The following is a 23,675-nucleotide window of genomic DNA, read 5'->3' on the forward strand; positions in this document are numbered from 1 at the left end:
CGGCCACCACCAGCGGCGCTTGCGGGGCGGCGTCGGCATCGGCCGCACCACCCGACGGCCGTGCTTGAGCGCGCCGGCAAACCCCCACCACAGCCGCCACGCCAGGCGCGTCCGGCGCGGCGTCATTTGCCGTGCGACGCGCCGGATCACAATGCCCGGTGGCAGCGCGTACACGCCCCAGCGCCACCACGCCGCCGCCTGCCGGTACGCGTGCTCCCAATCCTCCGCCTCGGCCTGTGTGCCCCACATGGAGCCGAGCACGACCATGTGGAACGGCCGCTTCCCCCAGCCGTGGGCGCAGTGCTGCGCGAAGCGCCGATCGGGATCCACGGACTGGCCGATGTAGACGAACCTCCGCACGTCATCGAACACCAGCGCGTACAGGAATCGCTCCCGCCGGTGGTACTTCTCCGAGCGGCCGTAGGGCGTTCCTGCCATGCGGATCTCCCACTAAGGCCCCGGTGGTCACACCGGAGCCGCAGCGTCAGCGATTACCAGCCGTAGCCGATGCCGACCCCAATGGAGCGCTCGCTGCCGGCGATCGCGCCCTGGATGGACCAGGACACCGCCTTGCTCTCGGAGATGTGGCGGTAGCCCACCGCGATGCCGTTGTGCCCACCGGACAGACCCAAGCCCACGGCGAAGGAGTTGGGCATTTCTCGGAAGTTCGAGGCCATGGACGCGGAGGCCGCGCTGGCCGCCATGACGCGGGAGATGCGGTCGTTGAGACCCGACACCGCTTGATCCGTGTACGCCTTGGCCCAGTTTTCGGACTGGCGCACCGCACCGTACAACTGCGCCCCATTCACGGCATCCGTCGAGGTCGGCGAAATGACGCCGGGGGCCACGTTGGTGATGGTGGTGCCGTTCGCGCCCTGCAGCGTCACTGTGGAATCGGTGCTGTCGTCGTAGTGCACCGCGTTCGGATCGGTGCTCGACACCGGGCCCGTCGGTCCGGTCGACGTGGTGCCGTCCAGCCCGTAGAGGAAGTTCAACGCCGCGCCGACGTTGTTGAAGGAATGCGCGCCGAAGGTGTAGTTCGGGTTGACGATGGCCCCGGAGTTCATGCCCGCGCCGCTGCCGAAAATGCCCAGCGCGCCGGTCAACTGCGAGACGTTGACCGCGTCGTTGGGAGCGACACCCGCCGCGACGTTGGTGATGCGCGTGGTGAAACCGAGCCCGGCGTTGCCGACCGACAGTGTGTCGGCCTGATTGCAGGCGGCGAGGGACCCGATGGCGGAGCACCCGTTGTCGGCCGAAGCGTTGGCACCGATCGCGAGACCACCACCGGTGCCAACCTGCGCACCGGTCCCAATGCCAATGCCGCCGGCGCCCTGCACGTTGACGCCCTGGCCGAGCAGGATCGTGTTCGCGGCGTTGGTCGTGGAGCCGGTGCCGATGAGGACGCTGTTGGTGCCGGTGTTGGTGTTGCCCGACCCCATCACCACGGCGCCGGAGGCCGACACGGTGTTGTTGTTGCCGAACACGCTGGCGCCGTCCAGGCCGTTGGTCAGCGTTCCCCCGCCGTTGACGTTGTTGTTGACGCCGAACACCGAGTCGTCGAACCCATTTCCCGTGGAGTTCGCGCCCACCACGGTGGACTGAAACCCGTTGGCCGCCGCGCCGTTGCCGATGCCCACCGCGTTGGTGCCCGGCGCGACCGCGCCGCCGGCGGCGTACGAGTTGGTCCCCGTTGTCTGCGCCAGCAGCGCGGTGGGGGCGAGCAGCGCCAGCAGACCGGCGCACACAAGAGATCGACGAAGGACGTTCATGACGGGGTGGTTCCAGGGGAGGGGATCCATCCAGCCAAGCAGATTCCGACGCGGCGTCAAGGCTTGCGGTCAGGGCCGCATGTGCTGGCGTGGGCTAACGATCCAAAAGAGAAACCCCCGCCGGGAGGAGGGGGTTTCCAATGGGCGGCGCACCCCGCGGTGTCACCCCAGTTTCGTCCGGGAACCAAGCGGACGAGGACGTCGTGTGTTGAGCCGGCCCACATCCAACGTAGCAGGCTTGGCCGGTGCCGCAAGACACCCGGTTGGCCACACGCGGCTCCCATGGCGTTTCGGCCGATCAGCGGTATGTGTTGACGACACCCGTCACGCGCCGGAGCCGACGATGCCCACACTGCCCTCCTCCTTCGGTGACGCCCTACGGTGGGCCGCGCACCAGGGCCATGCCGACATCCTCGCTGTGTTGCTGGCCACCGCCGATGGACGGCGGGCGATCGACGAGACCGACCACCTCGGACGCACCGCGCTCCTGATCGCCGCCGAGCGCGGGCAGGCCGTAGCGATGCAAACCTTGTTGGACCACTGGGCCGATCCCAACATCGCGGACCTGGTCGGGCGCACGCCCGAGCACATCCTGCAGGGCCACCTGATCCAGGTGCAGCCCGACCAGGAGGAGGCGCAGGCCGACCTCGAGGCCCTCATTGCGGCCACCCCGGCCGACAACGCCGAAACCTCAGCGGCCGGGGAGCGGGTCCGATACCTTATTAATAGGGGCGCTCTGCCGGGCCGGTGGCAGGCGCGCGGCGGAACCTGCCTGCACGAAGCCGTGGCGCGCGGCCAGCGCTCAATCGTGCGGGCCCTCTTGGAGCACCCCGACAGCATCCAGACGTCCCTCAAACAAGACCGGTTCGACCGGTCCCCTCTGCTCCTGGCCGTCGAGGTGCACGCGACCGACGAACTTCTGGATGACCTGATGTTCCGGGGCGGGGCGCACACCCAACTTGCCGACGCCGTGGCCGCGGCCACCACCCTCGGGGCGCCGGCGCGGGCGGCGCGGCTGCAGCGGATCCTGGAGCGCGATCAAGCCGAGGAGCGGCGGATGGCGCTGGAACTGATGGCCGTGTGAGCGGGGCTCACATGATCGGCCCGCGTTTTCGCGGGTGATCGGAGGTCAGGTCCGCAACACCCTGAAGTATGGCGGCCTCATCCAGGCTGACGAGCGCGCTCACTTCCGACAAAATATCCTGCAGGACGACCCGACTGCGCTCCATCCACTTCAACATGCGCGGACCAATGTTGGTCATGCGCGATCGGCGGCCGACCGGGACCAGCGCGGGAGGAAGAACAGGGCGATCATCGGGGCGGCTTCGCTCGTCGAGGGCGCGCGCCAACGCGTCGATCGGAACCAGCCACCGCTTCTCCCCTTTGCCTTTTCGGATGCCGGGGATCAGCGTTCCGGCGTCGAGTTTTTCCCGGATCGATTCGACCCGTTTTTTGGTGGCAGCGGCGTCGCCATGAATCGCTTGCGCGATCTCTTTGGGCGTGAGGGCGACGCGACCGGGAAAGCGCTCGCGGAGGATGTCCAACGTGCTCATGGGAGCAGTGTAACAGCGGGTGTCGGGGACACGGCCGGGGACACAAGAGGTGGATTTGAGGGCAAAACCGAGCGTTTCGGTGCGTTTGGCCGGTCCGGACTCTGAGTACAAAAAACCCCGAAAAACGGCTGTTTTTCAGGGTTCTTTGGGTCTTTCGATTGGTCGGGGTGACATGATTCGAACATGCGACTTCTACGTCCCGAACGTAGCGCTCTACCAGGCTGAGCTACACCCCGTGGGAGCCGCGTATCTTATCGGGCCACAAGGAGCTTGGCAACAGGGCCGGCCCTGGCGGGAGCGGGTATGCGCGCTTGCCGGCGGGTAGGGCAGATGGGTGCATCTGCTACGCTATGCGGCTGCCGTCGCCCGGCATTTTTCTTTTGCTAGCAGAGGATTCCATGGCGCTTACCCCGGCCCGTACCATGCCCGGCGTGCTCGAGCTGCTTCCGCTCGACCAGATCGCTTTCCAGCGCATGCTCGACGTGATCCGTCGCAACTATGAGCGCTTCGGTTTCCTGCCGGTGGAGACGCCGGTGATCGAATATTCCGACGTGCTGCTGACCAAGACCGGCGGCGAGACCGAGCGCCAGGTGTATTTCGTGCAGTCCACCGGCGCGCTGGAACAGGGTGAAAAGCCGGAGCTCGCCTTGCGCTTTGACCTCACCGTGCCGCTTGCCCGCTACGTGGCCGAGCACGAGCACGACCTCAGCTTCCCATTCCGCCGCTACCAGATGCAGCGCGTCTACCGCGGCGAGCGCGCGCAGCGCGGCCGTTTCCGCGAGTTCTACCAGTGCGACATCGACGTGATCGGCAAGGACAGCCTGTCCACCCGCTACGATGCCGAGTTGCCGGCGGTGATCTATAGCGTGTTCCGCGAACTGAACATCGGCGCGTTCACCATCCAGTTGAACAACCGCAAGCTGATGCGCGGTTATTTCGAAAGCCTGGGCGTCACCGATCCGGAGCAGCAGACCCTGGTGTTGCGCGAAGTGGACAAGCTGGACAAGCGCGGCGCCGACTATGTGCGCCAGACGCTGACCGGCGAAGGTTTCGCGCTCAGCGCGCAGGCGGCACAGAAGATCCTCGACTTCGTGCAGGTGCGCTCGACCTCGCTGCAGGATGCGCTGGACAAGCTCGACGCGCTGGGCGAGGGTCCGGCGTTGATGGAGCAGGGTCGTATCGAGCTGAAGGACGTGCTGAACCTCATCCATGCCTTCGGCGTGCCGGAAAGTCACTACGCGCTGAACCTGTCCATTGCGCGCGGGCTCGACTACTACACCGGTACCGTCTACGAGACCACGCTCAACGATCATCCGCAGATCGGCTCGATCTGTTCCGGCGGCCGCTACGAAAACCTGGCCGGCCAGTACACCAAGTCGCACCTGCCGGGTGTAGGCATCTCGATCGGCCTTACGCGCCTGTACTGGCAGCTGCGCGATGCGGGCCTGGTCAATACCGCGCGCAGCACGGTGGATGTGCTCATCACGCAGATGGATGCCGCGCAGATGCCGGCCTATCTCGCGCTGGCCGGCGAATTGCGCGCGGCGGGCATCGCCACCGAAGTGGTGCTGGACGGCGGCAAGCTCGGCAAGCAGTTCAAGTATGCCGATCGTGCAGGCATTCGCTTCGTCATCGTGCTGGGCGAGGATGAAATAGCCAAGAATGTGGTGACGGTCAAGGATCTGCGGCGCGAAGACCAGTTCGAGGTTGCACGCGGGGAACTGATCAAGACGTTGCGCGTCGAACTGGCGCAGGCGGAAATCGGCAGCTGACCGGTAAAGCCGATGACGTAATCGCGTCAACGCACACATGGGTTGCGAGCGCGGTTGCCCCAAAAAATCAGCGGACGCATTGACGACGTCCCCATCGTCAATGCGATCAATAACACAATGCCTGCGAGGGCACGGAGTACGCATGACCGCCAATTCGATCCTGCTGGATGGCAATAGCCTCAGCCGCCAACAACTCGTCGCCGTCGCCCGCCAAGGATATGGCGTGCGGCTCGATCCTTCGCAGTTGGAGCGCGTCAAGCGCGCGGCCGATTTCCTGGCCGACAAGGTGAGCTGCGGCGAACCTACCTACGGTGTCACCACCGGTTTTGGCAGCAATGCCGACAAGCTGCTCGGCGCCTATCGCCTGCGCGACGAATTGCCCGGCGGCAATCCGCACAAGCCCGAAGGCACGCTGCTGGAAGAGCTGCAGCACAACCTCATCACCACCCACGCGGTTTGCGTGGGCAAGCCGTTTGCCGCCGAAGTCGTGCGCGCAATGCTGGTGATCCGCATCAATACCCTGATGCGCGGGCATTCGGGCATTCGCGTGGAAACGCTCCAGGCGCTCACCGCGCTGCTCAACCACGATGTGATTCCGGTGGTGCCGGAAAAAGGCTCGGTCGGCGCGAGCGGCGACCTGGCGCCGCTGTCGCACCTGGCCATCGTGCTGCTCGGTGGCGGCGAGGCGTTCTACAAGGGCGAGCGTCTGCCCGGTGCCCAGGCGCTGCAACGCGCCGGGCTGCAGCCGATCCGCCTGTCGTTCAAGGAAGGCTTGGCGCTCAACAACGGCACGGCGCAGATGCTGGCCACCGCGGCGCTAGCGCTCGATACGCTGGAATATCTGCTTGGCGTGGCAGATCTCGCGGCATCGATGACGCTGGATGCGTTCGCTGGCCGCAGCGGTGCATTGCGCGCCGACGTGCATGCCCTGCGCCCGCATCCGGGACAGGTGCAGACGGCCGACCATGTGCGCGAACTGTTGCAGGGTTCAACCCTGGTCGATATCCCGTACCACCTGGTGCCGCGTTTTCGCCAGTGGAGTGCCGAGGCGTGGAGTACGCCGCAGGATCAGGCGCTGAGCTTCGACATCGGCTGGGACTGGGTACCCGCCAACCAGCGCCATGGCCGCGAGGCGTTCTACAGCCGCTTCCTGCCGTTCAAGGGCGGAAAAAAACACCAGCCGCAGGACGCATACTGCCTGCGCTGCATGCCGCAGGTGCACGGTGCGGTGCGTGATGCCTGGGCGCAGGCCTGCCGCGTGATCGACATCGAGCTGAATGCGGTGACCGACAACCCGCTGATTTTCCCCGACAACACCGATGCCCAGCACATCGAGGAGCAGGTGATTTCCGCCGGCCACTTCCACGGCATGCCGCTGGCGCTGGCGATGAGTTATGTAAAGGCGGCCATTCCGGTGCTGGCGTCGATCTCCGAGCGGCGCCTCAACAAGCTGGTCGATCCGGCCACCAATGACGGCCTGCCGGCCTTCCTTACCGGCAACGAGGACGGCACCGATTCGGGCTTCATGATCGTGCAGTACACCGCCGCGGCGCTGGTCAACGACCTTGCCACCCGCGCGCATCCGGCCAGCGTGTATTCCGTGCCGACCAGCGCGAATGCCGAAGACCATGTCTCGATGGGCGCCAACGAAGCGCGCCACGTGCTGGAGATGACCGAAGACCTCAGCCACGTGCTGGCGCTGGAGCTGTACACCGCCGCGCAGGCGCTGGACTATCGCCAGGAAATGCTCAACGCCGCCCGCCGCCTCGCCGCGCGCGGCGATTGGCAGGCGCTGGCATCGAAAGTCGCCAATGCGCCGCGCGAAGACAACCCGCACTACGCGCAGTTCGTCGAGGAAGTGAAGCAGTTGACGGCGGCGCTGGCCGGCGTCGGCGATTTCCACGCGGGCGGCGCGGTGCGCAAGGCGTACGATACCTTGCGCGGCCACATCGGCTTCATGCATCGCGACCGCGCGATGGACGGCGACGTGCGCACCGTTTGTGAGCTGGTGCAAAAACGCCTTTTCCCCAGCACCTAAACAAGCTCACGCCGGGCGGGCGGCGCGCATCACGCACAACGCCGCCCAGCCCAGCCAGAGCAGGATCAGCACGATCGCCAGTTTCTCCCACAAGCCGTTGGGAAGCCCCGGCACCAAAACCTGAAACCACAGTACCGAGGTGGCCGCCCAGGCAAGCACGACGCCTGCGCGGCCGCCTTTTTTCATGCGCGGGTCGCCAAGCCAGCGGCTGGACAGCAACAGCATCGCGAAGCTAAGCCACAGAAACGTCGCGGGCGAGGCGACCTGGTGGATCGTGCGGGCCAGATCGCCGAGCCTGGTCTGCCGGAACAGTTCGGTCGCCGCCACCACCGGCAAGATCAATCCCGCCGCCGCGAACAACGTTGCGGCCAGTCCGCTGCGTAGCGAGGCGGCGGTGGCGTGAAAACTCGCCCAGGCAAAGCCGAGCAGGGCCAGCGACATCAGGTAGTAGACCACCTGCACGCAGACACTGCCGGGGCCGTACAGATAAGTGCTAAGCGGAATCCGGATCCAGTTCAGGTCGGTGCGCCAGAACTGTGCTGCCGTGCAGACGCCCAGAAAGGCAAGTACGGCCAGCAGCATCAAGCCGGCCAATGCGCGGATAGCCCAAGACCTTCCGATGGCGTTCATGGTACCGACCTGTGGTGGAGAGGGGGCGCAAGTCTTTGCCCCGGCTGGGTATTGTACGGAGGGATGGCAAGCTTGCCGAGCGCGTCCCGGTGTCGTATCATGTGTTCCATTGTATTAACGCATTAGCACATTATGAAACGTCGATCGATCGATCCCGAAACGCCGGACGAATCCGCCAAGATCAGTCTGTGCCGCGCCTTGCTATCCATGAAAAACGTGGAAGAGATGGACGCGTTCCTCAACGACCTGTGCACACCCGCCGAGTTGGAAGTGCTGGTCGATCGCTGGCGGGTGGTGCCATATCTGCTTGAAGGCGTGTCGTATCGCGAGATTCACGAGCGCACCGCCGTCAGCATCACCACCATCGGCCGCGTGGCGCGCTATCTGAATCAAGGCAGCGGCGGGTATCTTGCCGCCGGGGCACGCGCGGCGCGCAGTCGCGCCACGGCCAAACGGGTGCGGGCATGAAACCGCGCGATCGTCTGCGCATTGCCATGCAGAAGTCAGGGCGCCTGACCGAGCCCGCGCTGGATCTGCTCAAACGTTGCGGGCTCACCTTCCGCCAGAGCCGTGACAAGCTGTTCTGTTTTGGGGAAGGCGAACCGGTGGACCTGCTGCTGGTTCGCGATGACGACATCCCCGGCCTTATCGCACAAGGCGTGTGCGATCTGGGCATCGTCGGCCGCAACGTGCTGGACGAATTCAAGGGTGCCGCGACGAATGCCGCCGCCATGCTGACCGAGTGGCGTCCGCTGGGCTTCGGTCGCTGCCGCCTGTCCATCGCCGTGCCGCATGACATGCATTACAGCCAGCCACGCGATCTGGATGGCCTGCGCATTGCAACCTCTTATCCTGCCTTGCTCAATGGGTGGCTCAACGCGCAGGCCGTCAACGCCGCCGTGGTGACGCTGGCAGGTTCGGTGGAAATCGCACCCAAGCTGGGCACGGCCGATGTCATCTGCGATCTGGTGCAAAGCGGCGGCACGCTGGTCGCCAATCAGCTGCGCGAAACCGAAGTGCTGTTGCAAAGCGAGGCCGTGCTGGCCGGTCCGGAGTCGCTGCCCACCGACGAGCGCGGCGACATGATCGAGCTGCTGCTCAAGCGCCTGGATGGCGTGATCCAGGTGCGCGAATCGCGCCTGCTGCTGCTGCAAACCTCTCGCACGTCGCTGGATGCCGTCACCCGGCTGTTGCCGGGCGGCCCGCAGCCGACGCTGCTGCCGGTGGCCGGGCAACCGGACCAGCTGATGCTGCAGGCCTTGTGCGCCGGCGAAGTGAGCTGGCGGCAATTGGAAGAAATCAAGAAAGCCGGTGCGCGCGAGATGTTCGTGTTGCCGGTGGAAAAAATGCTTGCGTAACGAGTTGGCTTGAATGAAACGAATTTCCTGGAATACTCTGGACGAACCGTCGCGTCGCACCGCACTGGCAAGGCCCGCGCAATCCCGGGCGGAAGAGCGGCGGCACCGTGTCCAACAGATCATCGCCCAAGTACGCGAACGCGGCGACGCAGCCCTGCGCGAACTTTCCGCTCGCTACGACCAGTGCGCGCTTGAGAGGCTTGAGGTCGATGACGCTGAATTCGCCGCGGCCGAGACAAAGCTCGCTCCGCAACTGAAAGCGGCGATCCGCGAGGCGGCCGGGCGCATCGAGGCCTTTCACCGCGCAGGTGCGCCGCAGGCCGTTGCCGTGGATACGGCCACCGGCGTAAGGGTCGAGCGTGTACTGCGTCCGATTCAGCGCGTGGGGCTTTATGTACCGGCAGGCAGCGCGCCATTGCCTTCCACGGCGCTGATGCTGGGCGTGCCCGCGCGCATCGCCGGTTGTCGCGAAGTGGTGCTTTGCTCCCCGGCCCGCGCGGATGGTACCTGCGATGAAGCCGTGCTGTTCGCCGCACGCGAAGTGGGCGTGCACCGGGTGTTCAAGCTCGGCGGCGCGCAGGCAATTGCCGCCATGGCCTATGGCACCGAGAGCGTGCCGCGTTGCGACAAGCTGTTCGGTCCGGGCAACGCGTGGGTGACCGAAGCGAAGCTGCAAGTCTCGGGCGATCCCGATGGCGCGGCGATCGATATGCCGGCCGGCCCGTCGGAGGTGCTGGTGGTTGCCGATGCGCAAGCCAATCCGGTATTCGTGGCGGCCGATCTGCTGTCGCAGGCCGAGCATGGTCCCGATTCGCAGGTGATCCTGGTCAGTCCATCATCGAGCCTGCTCGACAAGGTGTCCGCCGAAGTGGCGCGGCAATGCGCGGAGCTGCCGCGCGGGGCCATCGCGGAACAGGCGCTGGCGCAGAGCCGTCTGATCGAGGTCCAGTCGCTTGCGCAGGCGATCGAAGTCAGCAATCGCTATGCGCCGGAGCACCTTATTTTACAGACGGCGGCGGCACGCAGCCTGCTCGATCTTGTCCAAAGTGCGGGTTCGGTGTTCGTCGGTGCCTGGACGCCGGAGTCCGTCGGCGACTATTGCAGCGGCAGCAACCACGTATTGCCAACGTACGGCTATGCACGCAGCTACAGCGGCGTTTCCGTGGCCAGCTATCAAAAGCAGATCACTGTGCAAGAAGTCGATCCCAATGGCCTGCGCGCCATCGGCCCATGCACGGCAACACTGGCAGCGGCCGAACAACTGGAAGCGCACCGCCGCGCGGTGACCTTGCGCCTGGCGGCATTGGGTGTGCGGCTATGAGCGTGCTGGATCTTGCCAGGCCGGAAATCCGCACGCTGCAGCCGTACTCCTCCGCTCGGATGGAGGCCGGTGGCGGCCAGATCATGCTCAACGCGAATGAATCGGCGTGGCAGCCGGTCGGCGATATGGGGCTGGGCTGCAATCGCTATCCCGATCCGCAACCGGCAGCGCTCGTGCAGGCGCTGGCGCAACTGTATGGCGTCAAGCACGAGCAGCTATGGGTGGGGCGCGGCAGCGACGAGGCGATCGATCTGCTGGTGCGCGCTTTCTGCCGGGCCGGCGCGGATGCCATCCTGATCCAGCCGCCGACCTTCGGCATGTACGCGGTCAGCGCGCGCATCCAGAACGCGGCGGTGATCGAAGTGCCGCTCAAGGCGGATTTCAGTGTCGACGCGCAAGCGCTGCTCGCTGCCGTAACGCCCGCGGTCAAGTTGATATTTCTGTGCACGCCGAATAATCCGAGCGGCCGCTCGATTCCGCGCGCGGACATCGAACATCTTGCGGCACAACTGGCTGGAAGGGCGCTGGTGGTGGTGGATGAGGCGTATGTGGAATTTTCCGATCAGCCAAGCGTGGCCAATCTGATCGACCGTTACGAAAACCTGGCTGTCCTGCGCACCTTGTCCAAAGCCTGGGCGCTGGCGGGTGCGCGCATTGGCAGTCTGCTGGCCCATCCTGATGTCATCGCCCTGATTCGCCGCATCATGCCGCCCTATCCGCTACCGCTTCCTTGCGTGGCAGCGGCGCTGGCGGAACTGGCGCCAGCGGGACAGGCCACGGCGCGCGAAAACGTGGCGATCGTGCGCGAACAGCGCGCGATCATGCGCAGTGCGCTGACCAGGATTCCGGGCGTTCGCGAGGTGATGCCGTCGGACGCCAATTTCCTGGCCGTCCGCTTCGACGACGCAGGAACCGTATATCAGCGCCTGCTGCAGGCCGGCATCGTGGTGCGCGATATTCGTCGTTATCGCCAACTGGAAGACGCATTGCGCATCACCATGGGTACACCGGAGGAAAATGCGCGCGTGCTTACCGTGCTGAGCGAGGCCAGGGCATGAGCCGAAAGATTCTTTTCGTCGACCGCGACGGCTGCCTGATCGAGGAACCCGCCGACCAGCAGATCGACAGCTACGAGAAGCTTTCGCTGCTGCCGGGTGTTGTCGCGGCCCTGCAGCGCATCGTGGCGGCAGGCTATGAGCTGGTGATGGTGACCAACCAGGACGGCCTGGGCACCGAGCGGTTTCCGCAGGCGCATTTCGACGGCCCGCACGATTTGATGCTGCGCATCCTCGCCTCGCAAGGCATCCGGTTTCGCCAGGTGCTGATCGATCGCAGCTTCCAGCACGAAGGCCTCGATACGCGCAAACCCGGCATCGGCATGATGCGCTCCTACCTCGCTGACGACAGCTGGATCCGCGCCGAGTCGGCGATGGTGGGCGATCGCCCAACCGATCTGCAATTTGCCGCCAATCTGGGCGTGCGCGGCTTTCGCGTCGGCCGCGACGGCATCGGTTGGGACGACGTCGCGCATCAACTGCTGGACCGTCCGCGCGTGGCCGAAGTGGTGCGCCATACCAAGGAAACGCGCATTACCGTGCGCGTGGATCTGGATCGTCCCGCTGAACCGGTGGTGCACACGGGTCTTGGCTTCTTCGATCACATGCTTGAGCAGATCGGCAAGCACGGCGGCTTCGCCCTGCGGATTGACTGCGATGGCGATACCAAGGTGGACGAACATCACACCATTGAGGACTGCGCGCTGGCGCTGGGCCAGGCTTTGCGTCAGGCATTGGGCGACAAACGCGGTATCGGCCGCTATGGATTCACCTTGCCGATGGACGAGTCGCTTGCCAGTGCCGCGCTGGATCTTTCCGGTCGTCCCTACCTGGTTTTCGACGGTGCATTTACGCGCGAACGAGTCGGTGACATTCCCACCGAACTGGTACCGCATTTCTTTCGCTCCTTATGCGACACCTTGGGCGCCAATCTGCACTTGTCGGTGAAGGGCGATAACGCGCATCACATGGTCGAGGCGTGCTTTAAGGTCACCGCGCGCGTGCTGCGCCAGGCGATTCGCCGCGAAGGCAGCGAACTGCCCAGTACCAAGGGGATGCTGTCGTGAGCGTGGTCCTGGTCGATGCCGGCGGTACCAACATCGGCTCGGTGCGCTACGCCTTGCAACGGCTGGGCGTGGATGCATCGCTGACCTCCGATGTGGCGCAGATCCGGATGGCCGACAAAGTGATCCTGCCCGGCGTGGGTGCGGCCGGGCCGGGCATGGCGCGATTGCGCGAGCTTGGCCTGGTCGAGGCGATCCGCGCGCTGACACAACCGGTGCTTGGCGTATGCCTGGGCATGCAGCTGCTGTGCACGCATTCGGCCGAAAGCGATACGCCGTGCCTGGACGTCATTGCGGCCAAGGTGTCGCGCTTCGTGGAGGCGCCCGGTCTGTGCGTTCCGCACATGGGCTGGAATCGTCTCTCGCCAGTGGCCGCCCATCCGCTGACCGACCATCTGGAAGAAGGCGACTGGGCGTATTTCGTGCACAGCTATGCCGTTCCTCTGGGCGATTACACGCTGGCCAGCGCCGATTACGGCGGCGGTTTTTCCGCAGTCATCGCCCAGGGCAATTTCCATGGCATGCAGTTTCACCCGGAGCGCTCGGCGCGCGTCGGCGCCAAATTATTGAAGAACTTCCTCGAACTATGACTTTTGACGTGATACCCGCCATCGATCTGCGCGGCGGCCAGGTGGTCCGCCTGCGGCAAGGCGATTACGCGCAGGAAACTCGTTACGCGCAGCATCCGCAGCACATCGCCACGCACTATGCCGACGCCGGCGCAAGCTGGTTGCATGTGGTTGACCTGGATGGCGCGCGTTCGGGCGACCTGGCCAACCTGGCGGTGATTGCATCGCTGGCGAAGGCCGGCATGCGCGTGCAGGCGGGCGGCGGTGTACGCGCGGAAGAAGACGTGCAGCGGTTATTGGACGCGGGCGTGTCGCGCGTGGTGGTTGGCAGCGTTGCGATCCGTGAACCGGAGCGAGTCGCCGCATGGCTAAAAACTCATGGCGCCGAACGCTTTACCATCGCCCTGGATACCCGCCGGCGCGATGGCCGCTGGAGCCTGCCCAGCGCAGGCTGGACCGAGGATGAGACACGCACGCTCGACGAACTGGCACCGTGGTACGCCGCACAAGGAGCGCGTCATCTGTTGTGCACGGATATCGAGCGCGACGGCATGCTGGCCGGCTTCAATCTGGATTTGTACCGGCATCTGGCGCAGCTCGCGCCGCAGCTCGCGGTGCAGGCGTCGGGCGGAGTGCGTTCGCTGGACGATATCCGCGCCGCGCGCGATGCCGGCGCGCGCGGGGTGATTCTCGGCCGCGCGCTGTTGGAAGGGCGTTTCACGCTACAGGACGCGTTGACATGCTGAGTCGCCGCATCATTCCCTGCCTGGACGTGCGCGATGGCAAAGTCGTCAAGGGCGTGCGTTTCCGCGATCATGTCGTGATGGGCGAAATCGTCGAGTTCGCCTTGCGCTACCGCGACGAAGGCGCCGACGAACTGGTGTTCTATGACATCACCGCCAGCCCCGAGGGACGCAGTGTCGATCGCGGCTGGGTGGAGCGTGTGGCGCGCGTGATCGATATCCCGTTCTGCGTGGCCGGAGGCATTCGCTCCGTGGAAGAAGCACGCGCGGTGCTGCATGCGGGCGCCGACAAGATCTCGGTGAACTCGCCCGCGCTGGAACGCCCCGAACTGGTGGACGAATTGGCGGACGCATTTGGCGTGCAATGCGTGGTGGCAGGCATCGATTCGATGCGCGACGCCGATGGCGAATGGCGCGTGCGCCAGTACACGGGCGATCCGTCCAAGACGCGTTCGCTGGCCCGGCGAACGATCGACTGGGTAATCGAGGTACAGCGACGCGGTGCCGGTGAGATCGTGCTCAACTGCATGGACAGCGACGGGGTGCGCAAAGGTTACGATCTGCCGCAGCTCAGTCAGGTACGGGCTGTTTGTCGCGTTCCCTTGATCGCGTCGGGTGGTGCCGGTGCGATGGAACACTTTGGCGATGCGTTCATGCAGGCGCACGTCGATGGCGCGCTTGCCGCCAGTGTCTTTCACAGCGGAGCCATCGTGATACCCCCATTGAAACGGTACCTGCAGCAGCAGGGCGTGGTGGTTCGCCTGCAGGAGTGCGCCGAACATGCATGACATCACCCATGATTTCAGCCGTCTGGACTGGAACAAGTCGGATGGATTGCTGCCTGCCATCGTGCAGCACTGGCTGAGTGGGGAAGTGCTGATGCTCGGCTACATGAACGCCCAGGCGCTGGCGCGCACGCAGGAACTGGGCCAGGTGACCTTCTATAGCCGCAGCAAGCAGCGTCTGTGGACCAAGGGCGAAAGCTCCGGCCATGTATTGCAGCTCAAGTCGATCCGCATCGATTGCGATGCGGACACATTGCTCGTGCAGGCCCAACCCAATGGTCCGACCTGTCATCTTGGCACCCGCAGTTGCTTCGGCGATGCTGCCAGGCCTCCGCTGGGGTTTCTGGCCGAGCTCGATGCCCTGGTTGCCAGCCGCAAGGCACAGCTGCCCGAAGGCAGCTACACCACCCAATTGTTCAAGGACGGTACGCGCCGCATCGCGCAGAAGGTGGGCGAGGAGGGTGTCGAGACGGCGCTTGCCGCGGTGGTGCAGGGCGATGAGGAGTTATTGGGCGAAGCGGCCGATCTGGTTTTCCATCTCACCGTGTTGTTGCGCGCACGCGGCCTGGGCCTGGACGATATCGTGCGCGTGCTTGCCGCGCGGCATGGTTAAACGCGTTGCGTCGAACTCACTGGGCGGCTGCGGGCGCGCTGCTCGCCGATGCCGGCGGTGGCGCGAACGGCACCGCCGCGCCGGGTTTGACGTCTCGCCGCCACATTGCCAGTTGCTGCACGATGCCTTCGCCGATATTGATCTGCGGCTCGGATGGCGTGAGCTTGTCCTGCTTTTCCCAGCCTTCGATGTCGGTTTTCGCGTACTGGAACGCGTCGACGAAATCGTCGGTGCGGTTCATGGCGTCGACCAGCCATGCCTTGCCGAAGTAGGTGATATCCGAGTCGCTGCCGCAGCCGAATGAACTGCGATCGGTGCGCGCGGCAGTCAGCACCAGCGTGCCCGCGCTGTGCAGATCCGGAATGAAGCCGCCGGAATAGCACGCGTTTACCACCACCACCTTCCACTTGAACGGATGCTTCTTGAGGATGCCGGCAAGATCGGGGGCGCCGATCTGATCCAAGGGCAGCGGATCCATGTCGACCAGCAGGTTGTGATCCTCGTCGCCATGCGAAGTCAGGTACAGCACCAGGATGTCCTGGTCCGGCTTCATCACAGTCCAGAGACCGTCGAGTGCGCTTTCCAGGTTGCTCCAGTCCGCCAGCGGATGGGTTTGCAAGGTGGTGGGGTTGTTTTCCAGCACCAGCGCATGTGCGGTCGGACCGAAGCGCTTGGTGAACAGTTGCGCGGCGTATTCGGCTTCGTTGCGGAACACGTCCTCGCCGCCGTCGCCGGCGAAGGTGAGCAGGTAAAGGTTGGTTTTGCCGGGCACGCGCGGGCCCAGCTGCGACAAGGCTGTGTGCATCATCCCTGGCTGGGCGTAGAAGACCTGTTCTGGCGAGGGCCCTTGGTTGGGCCAGTTGTCGTTGCTGTCGCTGCTGTCGTCCGAATCGCTGCTGGAGCTGGAAGTCGCAGGGTTGTTTGCCGTGCTGGCGCCGGAGGCCATGTTGGTGGCCGAAGCGACGTGTGAAGGCGAATGCCGGCCGACCAGCGTCATCAGCAGCACACCGGCGGCGAAGGCGAGCAGGGCGGTTAGTAGGGTGCGCATGGAGGGCTCAGGGTTGGATGGCGTCGAAGTCGGTGTAGGCGGTGTGCCGGGGTTGGGCAGGCGGCGTTGACGGCGAACGCAGCAACCACCCTGTCTGCAGGCCGGCGGCAGCGGCGGCATCCAGTTCTTCCACGATATCGGAGAGGAACAGCACCTGCTCCGGGCGCGCGCCGATCGCCTCGACGATGCGAAGGTAGGATGCCTTGTCCCGCTTGGCACCGGTCTCGGTGTCGAAATAGCCGGCGAACAGCGGCGTGAGATCGCCGGCCTCGCTGTAGCGGAAAAACAGCTTCTGCGCCGGCACGGAGCCGGAGGAATACACGTAAAGGTTCAGCCCGTCGCCGCGCCATGCGCGCAGGCGGGCGGCAACCTCGGGATAGACGTGGGCACGGTACTCGCCGGCCTCGTAACCGTCCTTCCAGATCATGCCCTGCAGGGCCTTCAGCGCGGTGGATTTGCGGTCCTCGTCGATCCAGCGCAGCAGTAGCTCGATGATTTCCTGGCGCGTGGCCTCGACCAGGCCGGCCTCCTTGGCGGCCTCGTGCAGCCAATGCTGCACCGCGGGATCATCGGTATGGGTCTCGATGTAGGCGGGCAGCCGCTTGCGCGCATAGGGAAACAGCACGTCCTTGACGAAGCTGATGGAGCTGGTGGTTCCTTCGATGTCGGTAACGATGGCGCGTATGGCGGTCATGGGGGCGGTCAGGGGAGCGGGCTCCCAAGCTTAACCTGCCCCCGGTCGCGCGCAAGTTGCAGTGGTACTGAAATCAGCCAGATAGGGGAGCCGGTGCCCGTTCACCCGAACGATCGGGTCTATTCGCCCGCCGTTCGATCCCATGGTTCGGCCGTTTACGGACGGACACCCCTCCGCTCTTACTCTTGGCTGGCGCGCGGCGAACTGCGGCGCGGACCACGGTGATGGCGTGGAACGCGCCCTGGTACGCCTTGGACGGCTCAGGCGGCCGTGGCCAGGGGCTTCATGCGGGGGAACTGTCCGGCAATGTCGGACCCGGTGAAGTTGGCCACCCAGCCTTCCTTGTTGGTGAACAGGCGGATCGCCACGAAGTAGGGCGCTTCGCTCATGTCAAACCAGTGGCGGGTGCCGTCCGGCACGCCGATCAGGTCTCCCTGCTCGCACAGCACGTCGTAGACCTTGTCCTGGATATGCAGGGTGAACTGGCCCGCACCGGCGACGAAGAAGCGCACCTCGTCCTCGCTATGGGTGTGCTCGCTGAGGAATTTCTGGCGCAGGGCGGCACGGTCGGGGTGGTCGGGCGTCAGGCTGATCACGTCCACGGCCTGGTAGCCCTCTTCGGCCATCAGCCGATCGATGTCGTTGCGGTAGGCCGCAATCACCTGATCCTGGCTGGCGCCGGGAGCAACCGGCTGGCTGGCTTCCCATTGCTCGAAGCGCACGCCGACCTTGCCCAGCTCGCGCGCGATGCTCGCGTGGTCCTCGTGCACCGAGGTTGGGGTTTGCGGTTGTTCCACATCGAAAATGCGCAGACGGCTCATGCGTTCAGTCTCCTCAAATCGAGTTCGCAGCCGAGCAGGAATTCCAGCGCTTCCAGATGGCGTTGCGCCTCGGCCATGTCGCGACCCCAGGTGTAGATGCCGTGGCCATTGATCAGATAGGCGTGCAGGGGCTTGCCGGCGTCGAGCAAGGCGTCGACCTGCGCCACGAGTTCGGGCATGTGCTGGGTATTGGGAAAGACCGGAATGTCCAGCACGCTTTCGTGGGTAGCAAAGCCGTGGATGGCTTTCTGCAGTTCCCACCCTTCCAGCCGGATCACACCATCCCTGGCAAAGAGTCGGGACGCGACGCTTTGCGTGCGCGAATGGGTATGCAGCACCGCATGGATGCCTGGCCAGCGCCGGTATACCTGGGTATGCAGTTCGGTTTCCGCACTCGGGCGCGATTCGGTGCCCACGGCTTTGCCGTCCATGTCCACCAGCATGATGTCGTCGCGCCCGAGCTTGCCCTTGTCGCGGCCGGAGATGGTGATGGCAGCGTGATCGGCGTCCACGCGCATGGAGAAATTGCTGCTGGTCGCGGGCGTCCAGCCATGCTGTGCAAGTTCGCGCGCGGCGGCGGCGATGGCATCTGCGCGCTCGTGGAAAAGCGTTGCGGGAATGGTGGAGGGCAGGACTTGGCTCATGGTAAATGGACGTCCAAATGAAGTACGACTATAACATGGGGCGAAGAAACGGAAATGCGAGCTATTCGCGAAAGCGGGTGGAGCGGCCGGACGGCGTTACGATGCCGGCGGTCGCCGCATCCTGCGGCGCGCGCATGGGATATGAGGATTGTTATGTCCGGGCATGAAGATATCGCGTCACGTCGTCGTTTCCTCAAGCTGGCTGCCGGTGGTGCCGTGGCGGCTGTTCTGGTCGGTGGGTTGCCGCGCGTCTCGCGCGCTGACGATCTGCCGCACCTTTCCGAGACCGACCCGACCGCCAAGGCGCTGGGTTACGTTGAAGATGCGACCACAACCAAGAATCCCAGGCACAAGGTTGGCGACACCTGCGCCAATTGCCAATTTTATTCTGGCGCGCCGACCGGTTATGGCCCGTGCCAGCTGTTTCCCGGCAAAGCGGTGAGCGCGAAGGGCTGGTGCATCTCGCACACCGCCAGGCAAGCCTGACGAGGCAGGTATCGGACCCTTTTGCAAAGGCCGGCCATGCGCCGGCCTTTGTGTTGTGGGCAAAAGAAAAACGCCTGTACGGGACAGGCGTTTGATAAAAAACGAAGGGGTAATGCTGAAAAGGTGCTACCCGGACGCGTCAGGCTGAGGAGCTGACTCGCCTGACGCGCCGGGTCGCGATCCGGGGCCCACTGCCAAGTGATCAACCCGGGCTGGTGATGATACTCCGGTTGTTCGGAGTGGGGCGAACCGCGATCGGAAATTTGTGATGACCGTTTTAATTATTTATATAAATCAGCAATTTACGTAAAAATCCTAAAGCGTGACGTTGAAGTCATTAAAAGACTGTTCGCGGCAAATTGACCGCAGATGGCGCCATATTTCCACTTTTCCCGGAAGATCGCCGACGATCAAGCTTTTCCGGAGCTATTGGCAAGACGCAGGCGACTATGGCGAACCCCATAGGAGAAATAAATCGCAAACCCAATCACGGTCCAGACGATCATCAGCGCCCAGTTGAACCAGTCGAAGGTGACCAGCAGGGCAGCACAGCTCAGCACGCCGGCGATGCAGATCACATGCGCCCACGGCACGCGGAAGGTGCGCGGCAGGTCCGGCGAGGTGTAGCGCAGGATCAGCACGCCAGCGCAGACCGCAACGAAGGCGATCAGCGTTCCCATGGACGTAAGGTTGGCCAAGAGATCGAGCGGGAACACCGCCGACAGCGCGGCGATGCTGACGCCGGTGATCAGTGTGTTGATATGCGGCGTGCGGTGACGCGGGTGGATGCGATTGAACACCTGGGGCAACAGGCCGTCGCGCGACATGATCATGAAGATTCTCGGCTGCGCGATGATCATTACCAGGATCACCGATGAAAGGCCGATCATCGCGCCGATCTCCACGATCAGGCGCAGCCAGCCAAGCTCCGGATGCGCCTTGATCGCCGTCACCACCGGCTCGTCGGTGCCCAGCTGCGTGTACGGAATGAGTCCGGTAAGCACGGCGGCCATCGCCAGGTAGAGCACGGTGCAGATTACCAGCGACACCAAGGTGCCGAAGGGCAGGTCGCGCTGCGGGTTCTTGCATTCCTGGGCGGCCGTGGACGTCGCCTCGAAGCCGATATAGGCGAAGAACACCATGCCGGCGCCGCGCAGGATGCCATCCCAGCCGTACTTGTGATTACCTTGTGCGGCAGGAATGAACGGATGCCAGTTGGCGGGATTGATGTAGCGATAGCCGGCCACCACCACCACGATGATCAGGCCAACCTTCAGCAGCACCATCATGAGGTTGATGCCGGCCGATTCGCGAATACCGATGTAGCACACCCAGGTCAGGGCCAGCACGATCGCCACCGCGGGCAGATTCAACAGATGCCCGGTGGAGACCAGTTCGCCGTTGGTATACGCAAATGGCGCGTCAGTAAGCGTGACGGGCAGGTGGATGCCGATATGGTCGAGCAGGCTGAGGAAATAGCCCGTCCAGCTCGTGGCCACCGCAGACGCCGAGATGCCGTATTCCAGCACCATGTTCCAGCCGATGAACCAGGCCACCGATTCGCCGAGGGTGGCGTAGGCGTAGGAATAAGAGCTGCCGGAAATGGGAATCAGCGTGGCGAATTCGGAGTAGCACAGCGCGGTAAAGCCGCTACAGATCGCCGCAAGAATGAACGAAATGAGCACCGCTGGCCCCGCGTGATCCGCGGCGGCCTGTCCCGTCACTACGAAAATGCCGGTGCCGATCACGGCGCCGATACCTAATGCGGTGATACCCCAAGGGCCCAGTGTGCGGCGCAGACTGGGACCGTGGGTACTTTCGTCATCGGAAAAATCGATTTTGCGGGCGAATAGCTGTTTGAGCATAGCGCTTCCGGATATGAAGCCGGCACGGTGTGTTCACCGTGCCGGCGGACGTCAAGCGATCATACGAGAGCCTTAGGCCGATTCGGTGCCGTTGGCGAGATGGCTCTTGCGATGGCCGTACAGGTAGTAGATCACCAGGCCGACGATACCCCAGCCAAAGAACACCTTGAGGGTGGTGGTGGGAAGGTTGACGAACAGCAGCAGGCATCCGAACACCGCCAGCGGGCAGACCACCCACACCAGCGGGGTGCGGAACGGGCGCTTGCGTTCAGGCTGCGTGACGCGCAGAACCATCACGCCGATGGCCACCATCATGAAGGCGAACAGCGTGCCCGAGTTGGTGATGTCGGCCAGCTGGCCCACTGGGTACAGCGCGCCGAAGATGGAGACGAAGATGCCGGTGATCAGGGTGATGACGTGCGGCGTGTGGAAGCGCGGATGGATCTTGGAGAGCGACTCGGGCAGCAGTCCGTCGCGCGCCATGGTGAAGAAAATGCGCGTCTGGCCGTAGGTCATGGTGAGGATCACCGACGGCAGGGCAATGCTCGCGGCTGCACCGATCAGATCGCCCCAGCCGACGAAATGCAGCATGCGCAACACATGTGCGAGCGCCTCTTTGCTGCATACCAGTGCGTCGGACGCCTTGCATGCGGCGGCCATTTCCGGGCTGCCCGGCTGCAATGCCACGCCGCTTGCGCTGGTGATGGGTTGGGCGCCCACCGAGCCGATGGCGCCGTAGCTCACCAGCAGGTAGTAGATCGTGCAAACGCCGAGCGAACCGATCAGGCCGATAGGGATATTCCGATTGGGATTCTTGGTTTCTTCGGCGGCGGTGGACACCGCATCGAAACCTACGTAAGCGAAGAATATCGAGGCTGCGGCGCCCAGCACGCCGATGCCGCCCATCGGACTGCCCCAGCCGTTGGGGACGAAGGGATGGAAGTTGGTTTCCTGCACTTTCGGCAACGCGAGGATGATGAAAATGGTCAACGCAAATACCTTGATGAGCACCAGGCAGGCGTTGACCACCGCCGATTTGGAGGTGCCCACCACCAGCAGGAACGTGATCACCAGGCCGATGAGGAACGCCAGCAGGTTGAAGGCCCCGCCATCCATGGGGCCAGTGCGAAGGAATTCAGGCAGGCCCATGCCGTGAGCGGCGAGCAAGCCGTTGACGTAACCCGACCAGCCCACGCACACGGTACTGGCCGCGATCGTGTATTCCAGCACCAGCGCCCAGCCGACGACCCATGCCATGCCTTCGCCCAGCACACCATAGGTGTATGTGTAGGCCGAGCCGGCGACGGGCACCATCGAGGCAAGTTCTGCGTAGGCCAGTGCGGCAAGCCCGCAGACCACGGCTGCGATCACGAACGAAACCATCATGCCGGGGCCGGCTTTCTGTCCCGCCTCGGCGGTAAGTACGAAGATGCCGGTACCGATAATGGCACCAATGCCCAGCATCGTGAGCTGGAACGCGCCAAGCTGTCGAGTGAGCGCCTTTTTTTCGGCGGTGGCAATAATCTGGTCGAGTGGCTTGACGCGTTTGAATAGCATTTAGTGCTCCCCGTGAGGACGGTGCCTCGTTTATCGAAAACGTAGTGGAATCAGCCCGAAGGCCCGAGGCATCCGCGAACCATAGCCTAGCGGGGGGCGGAGGTACAAGCTGCATTGCGGCTGAACCTGCGGCCGTGCGTACCGGCAGCGACATGCTCGCTGCCGGATGGCACTTGCATCGTGTGGAAGATGTTGCGACGTGCGTCAGAAGACCATGTTGATGGCTGCCATAGGCGTAAAGAACGCATCGTTATTGCGCCCGGCGAAGCTCAATTGCACGCCGCCGATGACGCCGATGCGATCGTTGAAGTTGTACTCGACCGCTGGCGCCAAGCTGAAAACGTCGCGCGAGGGGCTGCGGCTTTCCCACAGCACGGCGGTTTTGCCCTGGCCTTGCATGCCACGGACCTGGGAGGCGGCATCTCGGTCATAGGCGAGATCCATGGCCAGCACCCAGCGCTGATTGATGCTGTATTCCACCGCGGTGGAGACTTCCAGCGAACTACCCAGGCGGGCGTTGCCGAGAAAGCCCCTTGGTGTGCCGTAAGCGCTCATGCCTCGCACCGTCACCGGGTCGGGCGGAAGGCTGTAGGACACGGTCGCGCGAAAGCGCATGGGTCGCCCATTGGGCAACACCACATATTGCTGCAACAGCGCGGAGAAGGTGTCGACGTTTGCACCATTGCCGATGGCGTTCAGGGGATCCTGATCGACACGGTCGTACGTGCCGGTGGGAAAACGATGCGTATAGGCTAGCGACACGGCGGGATTTTTACGGTCTTCGCCCGGTGACAGCAGCATGTATTGGGCGCCGACGGTCGTGTCGGTGGCTTGAATGCCATCCGTATGCGCGCCACCTGACATGGCATGGGCGCCGCCGATGCCCAGCTTCAGTTGCAGGCGACCGGTGACGCCGTAGTAGATCGGAATCGACGTCTGCCACTGGCGTACGCCCGGCGACACCGAATGGCGGTTGCCTTGTTCGTCGTAGAAAGCGTTGCTCTTGTAGTAAAGCAGGTAAGGCTCGATCAGCCACGTGCCGGCGGGAAGCGTTACCGCGTTCGAGGTAAGCAAGGGACCGGTAAAATAGGCAGGTGAATCCTGCGCGATCGCATGGCTTGCGAAGGCAAGGGACGAGAGCGAGCATGCGGCGAATAAACGGGTACGGCACTTGCGTTGCATCATCGGATAGACACGCGTTGAGTGGAGCGCTAAAGCTACTCATTCGATCCAAGGTGTCATATCGTAGGATTCTCTAATCCATGTCAGATCTAGTTGTAATAATTG

At 64.0% G+C, this 23,675-nt stretch carries 24 protein-coding genes and 1 tRNA gene; 13 read left to right on the forward strand and 12 right to left on the reverse strand.

All coding sequences use genetic code 11. The annotated features are described in order from the left end of the window. Together VME63_RS00970 and VME63_RS00975 are read right to left on the reverse strand one after the other, a co-directional pair. On the reverse strand, positions 1-438 hold a 438-nt coding region (locus VME63_RS00970; RefSeq protein ID WP_325429331.1), incomplete at its 3' end, for a hypothetical protein. A 53-nt stretch (positions 439-491) separates the two neighbouring features. Next, positions 492-1,772, reverse strand: coding sequence for a YadA-like family protein (locus tag VME63_RS00975; protein ID WP_325429333.1), 1,281 nt, complete (start codon positions 1,770-1,772; stop codon positions 492-494). A 343-nt stretch (positions 1,773-2,115) separates the two neighbouring features. Here VME63_RS00975 and VME63_RS00980 point away from each other — a divergent pair, with 343 nt between their 5' ends. Then, positions 2,116-2,856, forward strand: a complete 741-nt coding sequence (locus VME63_RS00980; RefSeq protein ID WP_325429335.1) for an ankyrin repeat domain-containing protein — start codon at positions 2,116-2,118, stop codon at positions 2,854-2,856. Between the two features lie 7 nt (positions 2,857-2,863). Here the strand turns inward: VME63_RS00980 and VME63_RS00985 are convergent, their stop codons facing one another. Both VME63_RS00985 and VME63_RS00990 read right to left on the reverse strand, forming a co-directional pair. Continuing rightward, positions 2,864-3,325: a hypothetical protein gene (locus tag VME63_RS00985; RefSeq protein ID WP_325429337.1), complete on the reverse strand. Its 462-nt coding sequence runs from the start codon at positions 3,323-3,325 to the stop codon at positions 2,864-2,866. A 159-nt stretch (positions 3,326-3,484) separates the two neighbouring features. Further along, positions 3,485-3,561, reverse strand: a tRNA-Pro gene (locus VME63_RS00990). Between the two features lie 162 nt (positions 3,562-3,723). Here VME63_RS00990 and hisS point away from each other — a divergent pair. Together hisS and VME63_RS01000 are read left to right on the forward strand one after the other, a co-directional pair. Beyond that, positions 3,724-5,097, forward strand: coding sequence for a histidine--tRNA ligase (gene hisS, locus VME63_RS00995; protein ID WP_325429339.1), 1,374 nt, complete (start codon positions 3,724-3,726; stop codon positions 5,095-5,097). 142 nt (positions 5,098-5,239) lie between these two features. Next, entirely contained in the window at positions 5,240-7,135 is a 1,896-nt protein-coding gene (locus tag VME63_RS01000; protein WP_325429341.1) for an aromatic amino acid ammonia-lyase, read from the forward strand. A 6-nt stretch (positions 7,136-7,141) separates the two neighbouring features. On the opposite strand, the gene VME63_RS01005 is transcribed toward VME63_RS01000, so the two are convergent. Continuing rightward, positions 7,142-7,765, reverse strand: coding sequence for a DUF998 domain-containing protein (locus VME63_RS01005; RefSeq protein WP_325429343.1), 624 nt, complete (start codon positions 7,763-7,765; stop codon positions 7,142-7,144). 132 nt (positions 7,766-7,897) lie between these two features. On the opposite strand from VME63_RS01005, the gene VME63_RS01010 reads away from it, so the two are divergent. Genes VME63_RS01010 through hisIE form a run of 9 tightly spaced genes read left to right on the forward strand, consistent with a single transcriptional unit; the run spans position 7,898 to position 15,273 of the window. Continuing rightward, entirely contained in the window at positions 7,898-8,233 is a 336-nt protein-coding gene (locus VME63_RS01010; RefSeq protein ID WP_325429345.1) for a YerC/YecD family TrpR-related protein, read from the forward strand. After that, positions 8,230-9,123, forward strand: a complete 894-nt coding sequence (hisG, locus tag VME63_RS01015) for an ATP phosphoribosyltransferase (RefSeq protein WP_325429347.1) — start codon at positions 8,230-8,232, stop codon at positions 9,121-9,123. The genes VME63_RS01010 and hisG overlap by 4 nt, the downstream gene beginning before the upstream one ends. A 13-nt stretch (positions 9,124-9,136) precedes the next feature. After that, positions 9,137-10,444, forward strand: a complete 1,308-nt coding sequence (hisD, locus tag VME63_RS01020) for a histidinol dehydrogenase (RefSeq protein ID WP_325429349.1) — start codon at positions 9,137-9,139, stop codon at positions 10,442-10,444. Beyond that, positions 10,441-11,502, forward strand: a complete 1,062-nt coding sequence (gene hisC / locus VME63_RS01025; protein ID WP_325429351.1) for a histidinol-phosphate transaminase — start codon at positions 10,441-10,443, stop codon at positions 11,500-11,502. Before hisD ends, hisC begins: the two co-directional genes overlap by 4 nt. Then, a complete protein-coding gene (gene hisB, locus VME63_RS01030; protein ID WP_325429353.1) occupies positions 11,499-12,566 on the forward strand; it encodes a bifunctional histidinol-phosphatase/imidazoleglycerol-phosphate dehydratase HisB in 1,068 nt (355 codons plus the stop codon). The genes hisC and hisB overlap by 4 nt, the downstream gene beginning before the upstream one ends. Beyond that, entirely contained in the window at positions 12,563-13,153 is a 591-nt protein-coding gene (hisH, locus tag VME63_RS01035) for an imidazole glycerol phosphate synthase subunit HisH (RefSeq protein WP_325429356.1), read from the forward strand. The genes hisB and hisH overlap by 4 nt, the downstream gene beginning before the upstream one ends. Continuing rightward, a complete protein-coding gene (hisA, locus tag VME63_RS01040) occupies positions 13,150-13,878 on the forward strand; it encodes a 1-(5-phosphoribosyl)-5-[(5-phosphoribosylamino)methylideneamino]imidazole-4-carboxamide isomerase (RefSeq protein ID WP_325429358.1) in 729 nt (242 codons plus the stop codon). Before hisH ends, hisA begins: the two co-directional genes overlap by 4 nt. Next, the gene (hisF, locus tag VME63_RS01045) at positions 13,872-14,663 is read left to right on the forward strand and encodes an imidazole glycerol phosphate synthase subunit HisF (RefSeq protein WP_325429360.1); all 792 of its coding nucleotides are present in this window, start codon (positions 13,872-13,874) and stop codon (positions 14,661-14,663) included. The genes hisA and hisF overlap by 7 nt, the downstream gene beginning before the upstream one ends. Then, positions 14,656-15,273: a bifunctional phosphoribosyl-AMP cyclohydrolase/phosphoribosyl-ATP diphosphatase HisIE gene (gene hisIE, locus VME63_RS01050; RefSeq protein WP_325429362.1), complete on the forward strand. Its 618-nt coding sequence runs from the start codon at positions 14,656-14,658 to the stop codon at positions 15,271-15,273. Before hisF ends, hisIE begins: the two co-directional genes overlap by 8 nt. A gap of 16 nt (positions 15,274-15,289) precedes the next feature. Here hisIE and VME63_RS01055 read toward each other — a convergent pair whose 3' ends face one another. From VME63_RS01055 to VME63_RS01070, 4 genes are all read right to left on the reverse strand, one after another. Continuing rightward, the gene (locus VME63_RS01055) at positions 15,290-16,321 is read right to left on the reverse strand and encodes a C13 family peptidase (protein ID WP_325429364.1); all 1,032 of its coding nucleotides are present in this window, start codon (positions 16,319-16,321) and stop codon (positions 15,290-15,292) included. A gap of 7 nt (positions 16,322-16,328) precedes the next feature. Beyond that, complete coding sequence (mtnC, locus tag VME63_RS01060) at positions 16,329-17,015, reverse strand: acireductone synthase (protein ID WP_325429366.1); 687 nt, start codon at positions 17,013-17,015, stop codon at positions 16,329-16,331. 260 nt (positions 17,016-17,275) lie between these two features. Further along, positions 17,276-17,836, reverse strand: a complete 561-nt coding sequence (locus VME63_RS01065) for an acireductone dioxygenase (protein ID WP_325429368.1) — start codon at positions 17,834-17,836, stop codon at positions 17,276-17,278. Continuing rightward, positions 17,833-18,480 (reverse strand): methylthioribulose 1-phosphate dehydratase, encoded by a 648-nt coding sequence (locus VME63_RS01070; protein WP_325429370.1) that lies wholly within the window; start codon positions 18,478-18,480, stop codon positions 17,833-17,835. Before VME63_RS01070 ends, VME63_RS01065 begins: the two co-directional genes overlap by 4 nt. Positions 18,481-18,633: 153 nt before the next feature. On the opposite strand from VME63_RS01070, the gene VME63_RS01075 reads away from it, so the two are divergent. Then, a complete protein-coding gene (locus VME63_RS01075; RefSeq protein WP_325429372.1) occupies positions 18,634-18,966 on the forward strand; it encodes a high-potential iron-sulfur protein in 333 nt (110 codons plus the stop codon). A gap of 410 nt (positions 18,967-19,376) precedes the next feature. Here the strand turns inward: VME63_RS01075 and VME63_RS01080 are convergent, their stop codons facing one another. The 3 genes from VME63_RS01080 to VME63_RS01090 all read right to left on the reverse strand — a co-directional run bounded on the left by VME63_RS01080 (position 19,377) and on the right by VME63_RS01090 (position 23,573). After that, complete coding sequence (locus tag VME63_RS01080) at positions 19,377-20,831, reverse strand: amino acid permease (RefSeq protein WP_325429375.1); 1,455 nt, start codon at positions 20,829-20,831, stop codon at positions 19,377-19,379. Positions 20,832-20,903: 72 nt separating this feature from the next. Further along, positions 20,904-22,388: an amino acid permease gene (locus VME63_RS01085; RefSeq protein WP_325429377.1), complete on the reverse strand. Its 1,485-nt coding sequence runs from the start codon at positions 22,386-22,388 to the stop codon at positions 20,904-20,906. A gap of 204 nt (positions 22,389-22,592) precedes the next feature. Continuing rightward, positions 22,593-23,573 carry a transporter gene (locus tag VME63_RS01090; protein ID WP_325429379.1) on the reverse strand — a complete coding sequence of 327 codons (981 nt, stop codon included), beginning with the start codon at positions 23,571-23,573 and terminating at the stop codon, positions 22,593-22,595. Positions 23,574-23,675 lie beyond the last annotated feature (102 nt).

The sequence above is a fragment of the Dyella sp. genome, assembly GCF_035503745.1.
Lineage (GTDB): Bacteria > Pseudomonadota > Gammaproteobacteria > Xanthomonadales > Rhodanobacteraceae > Dyella_B.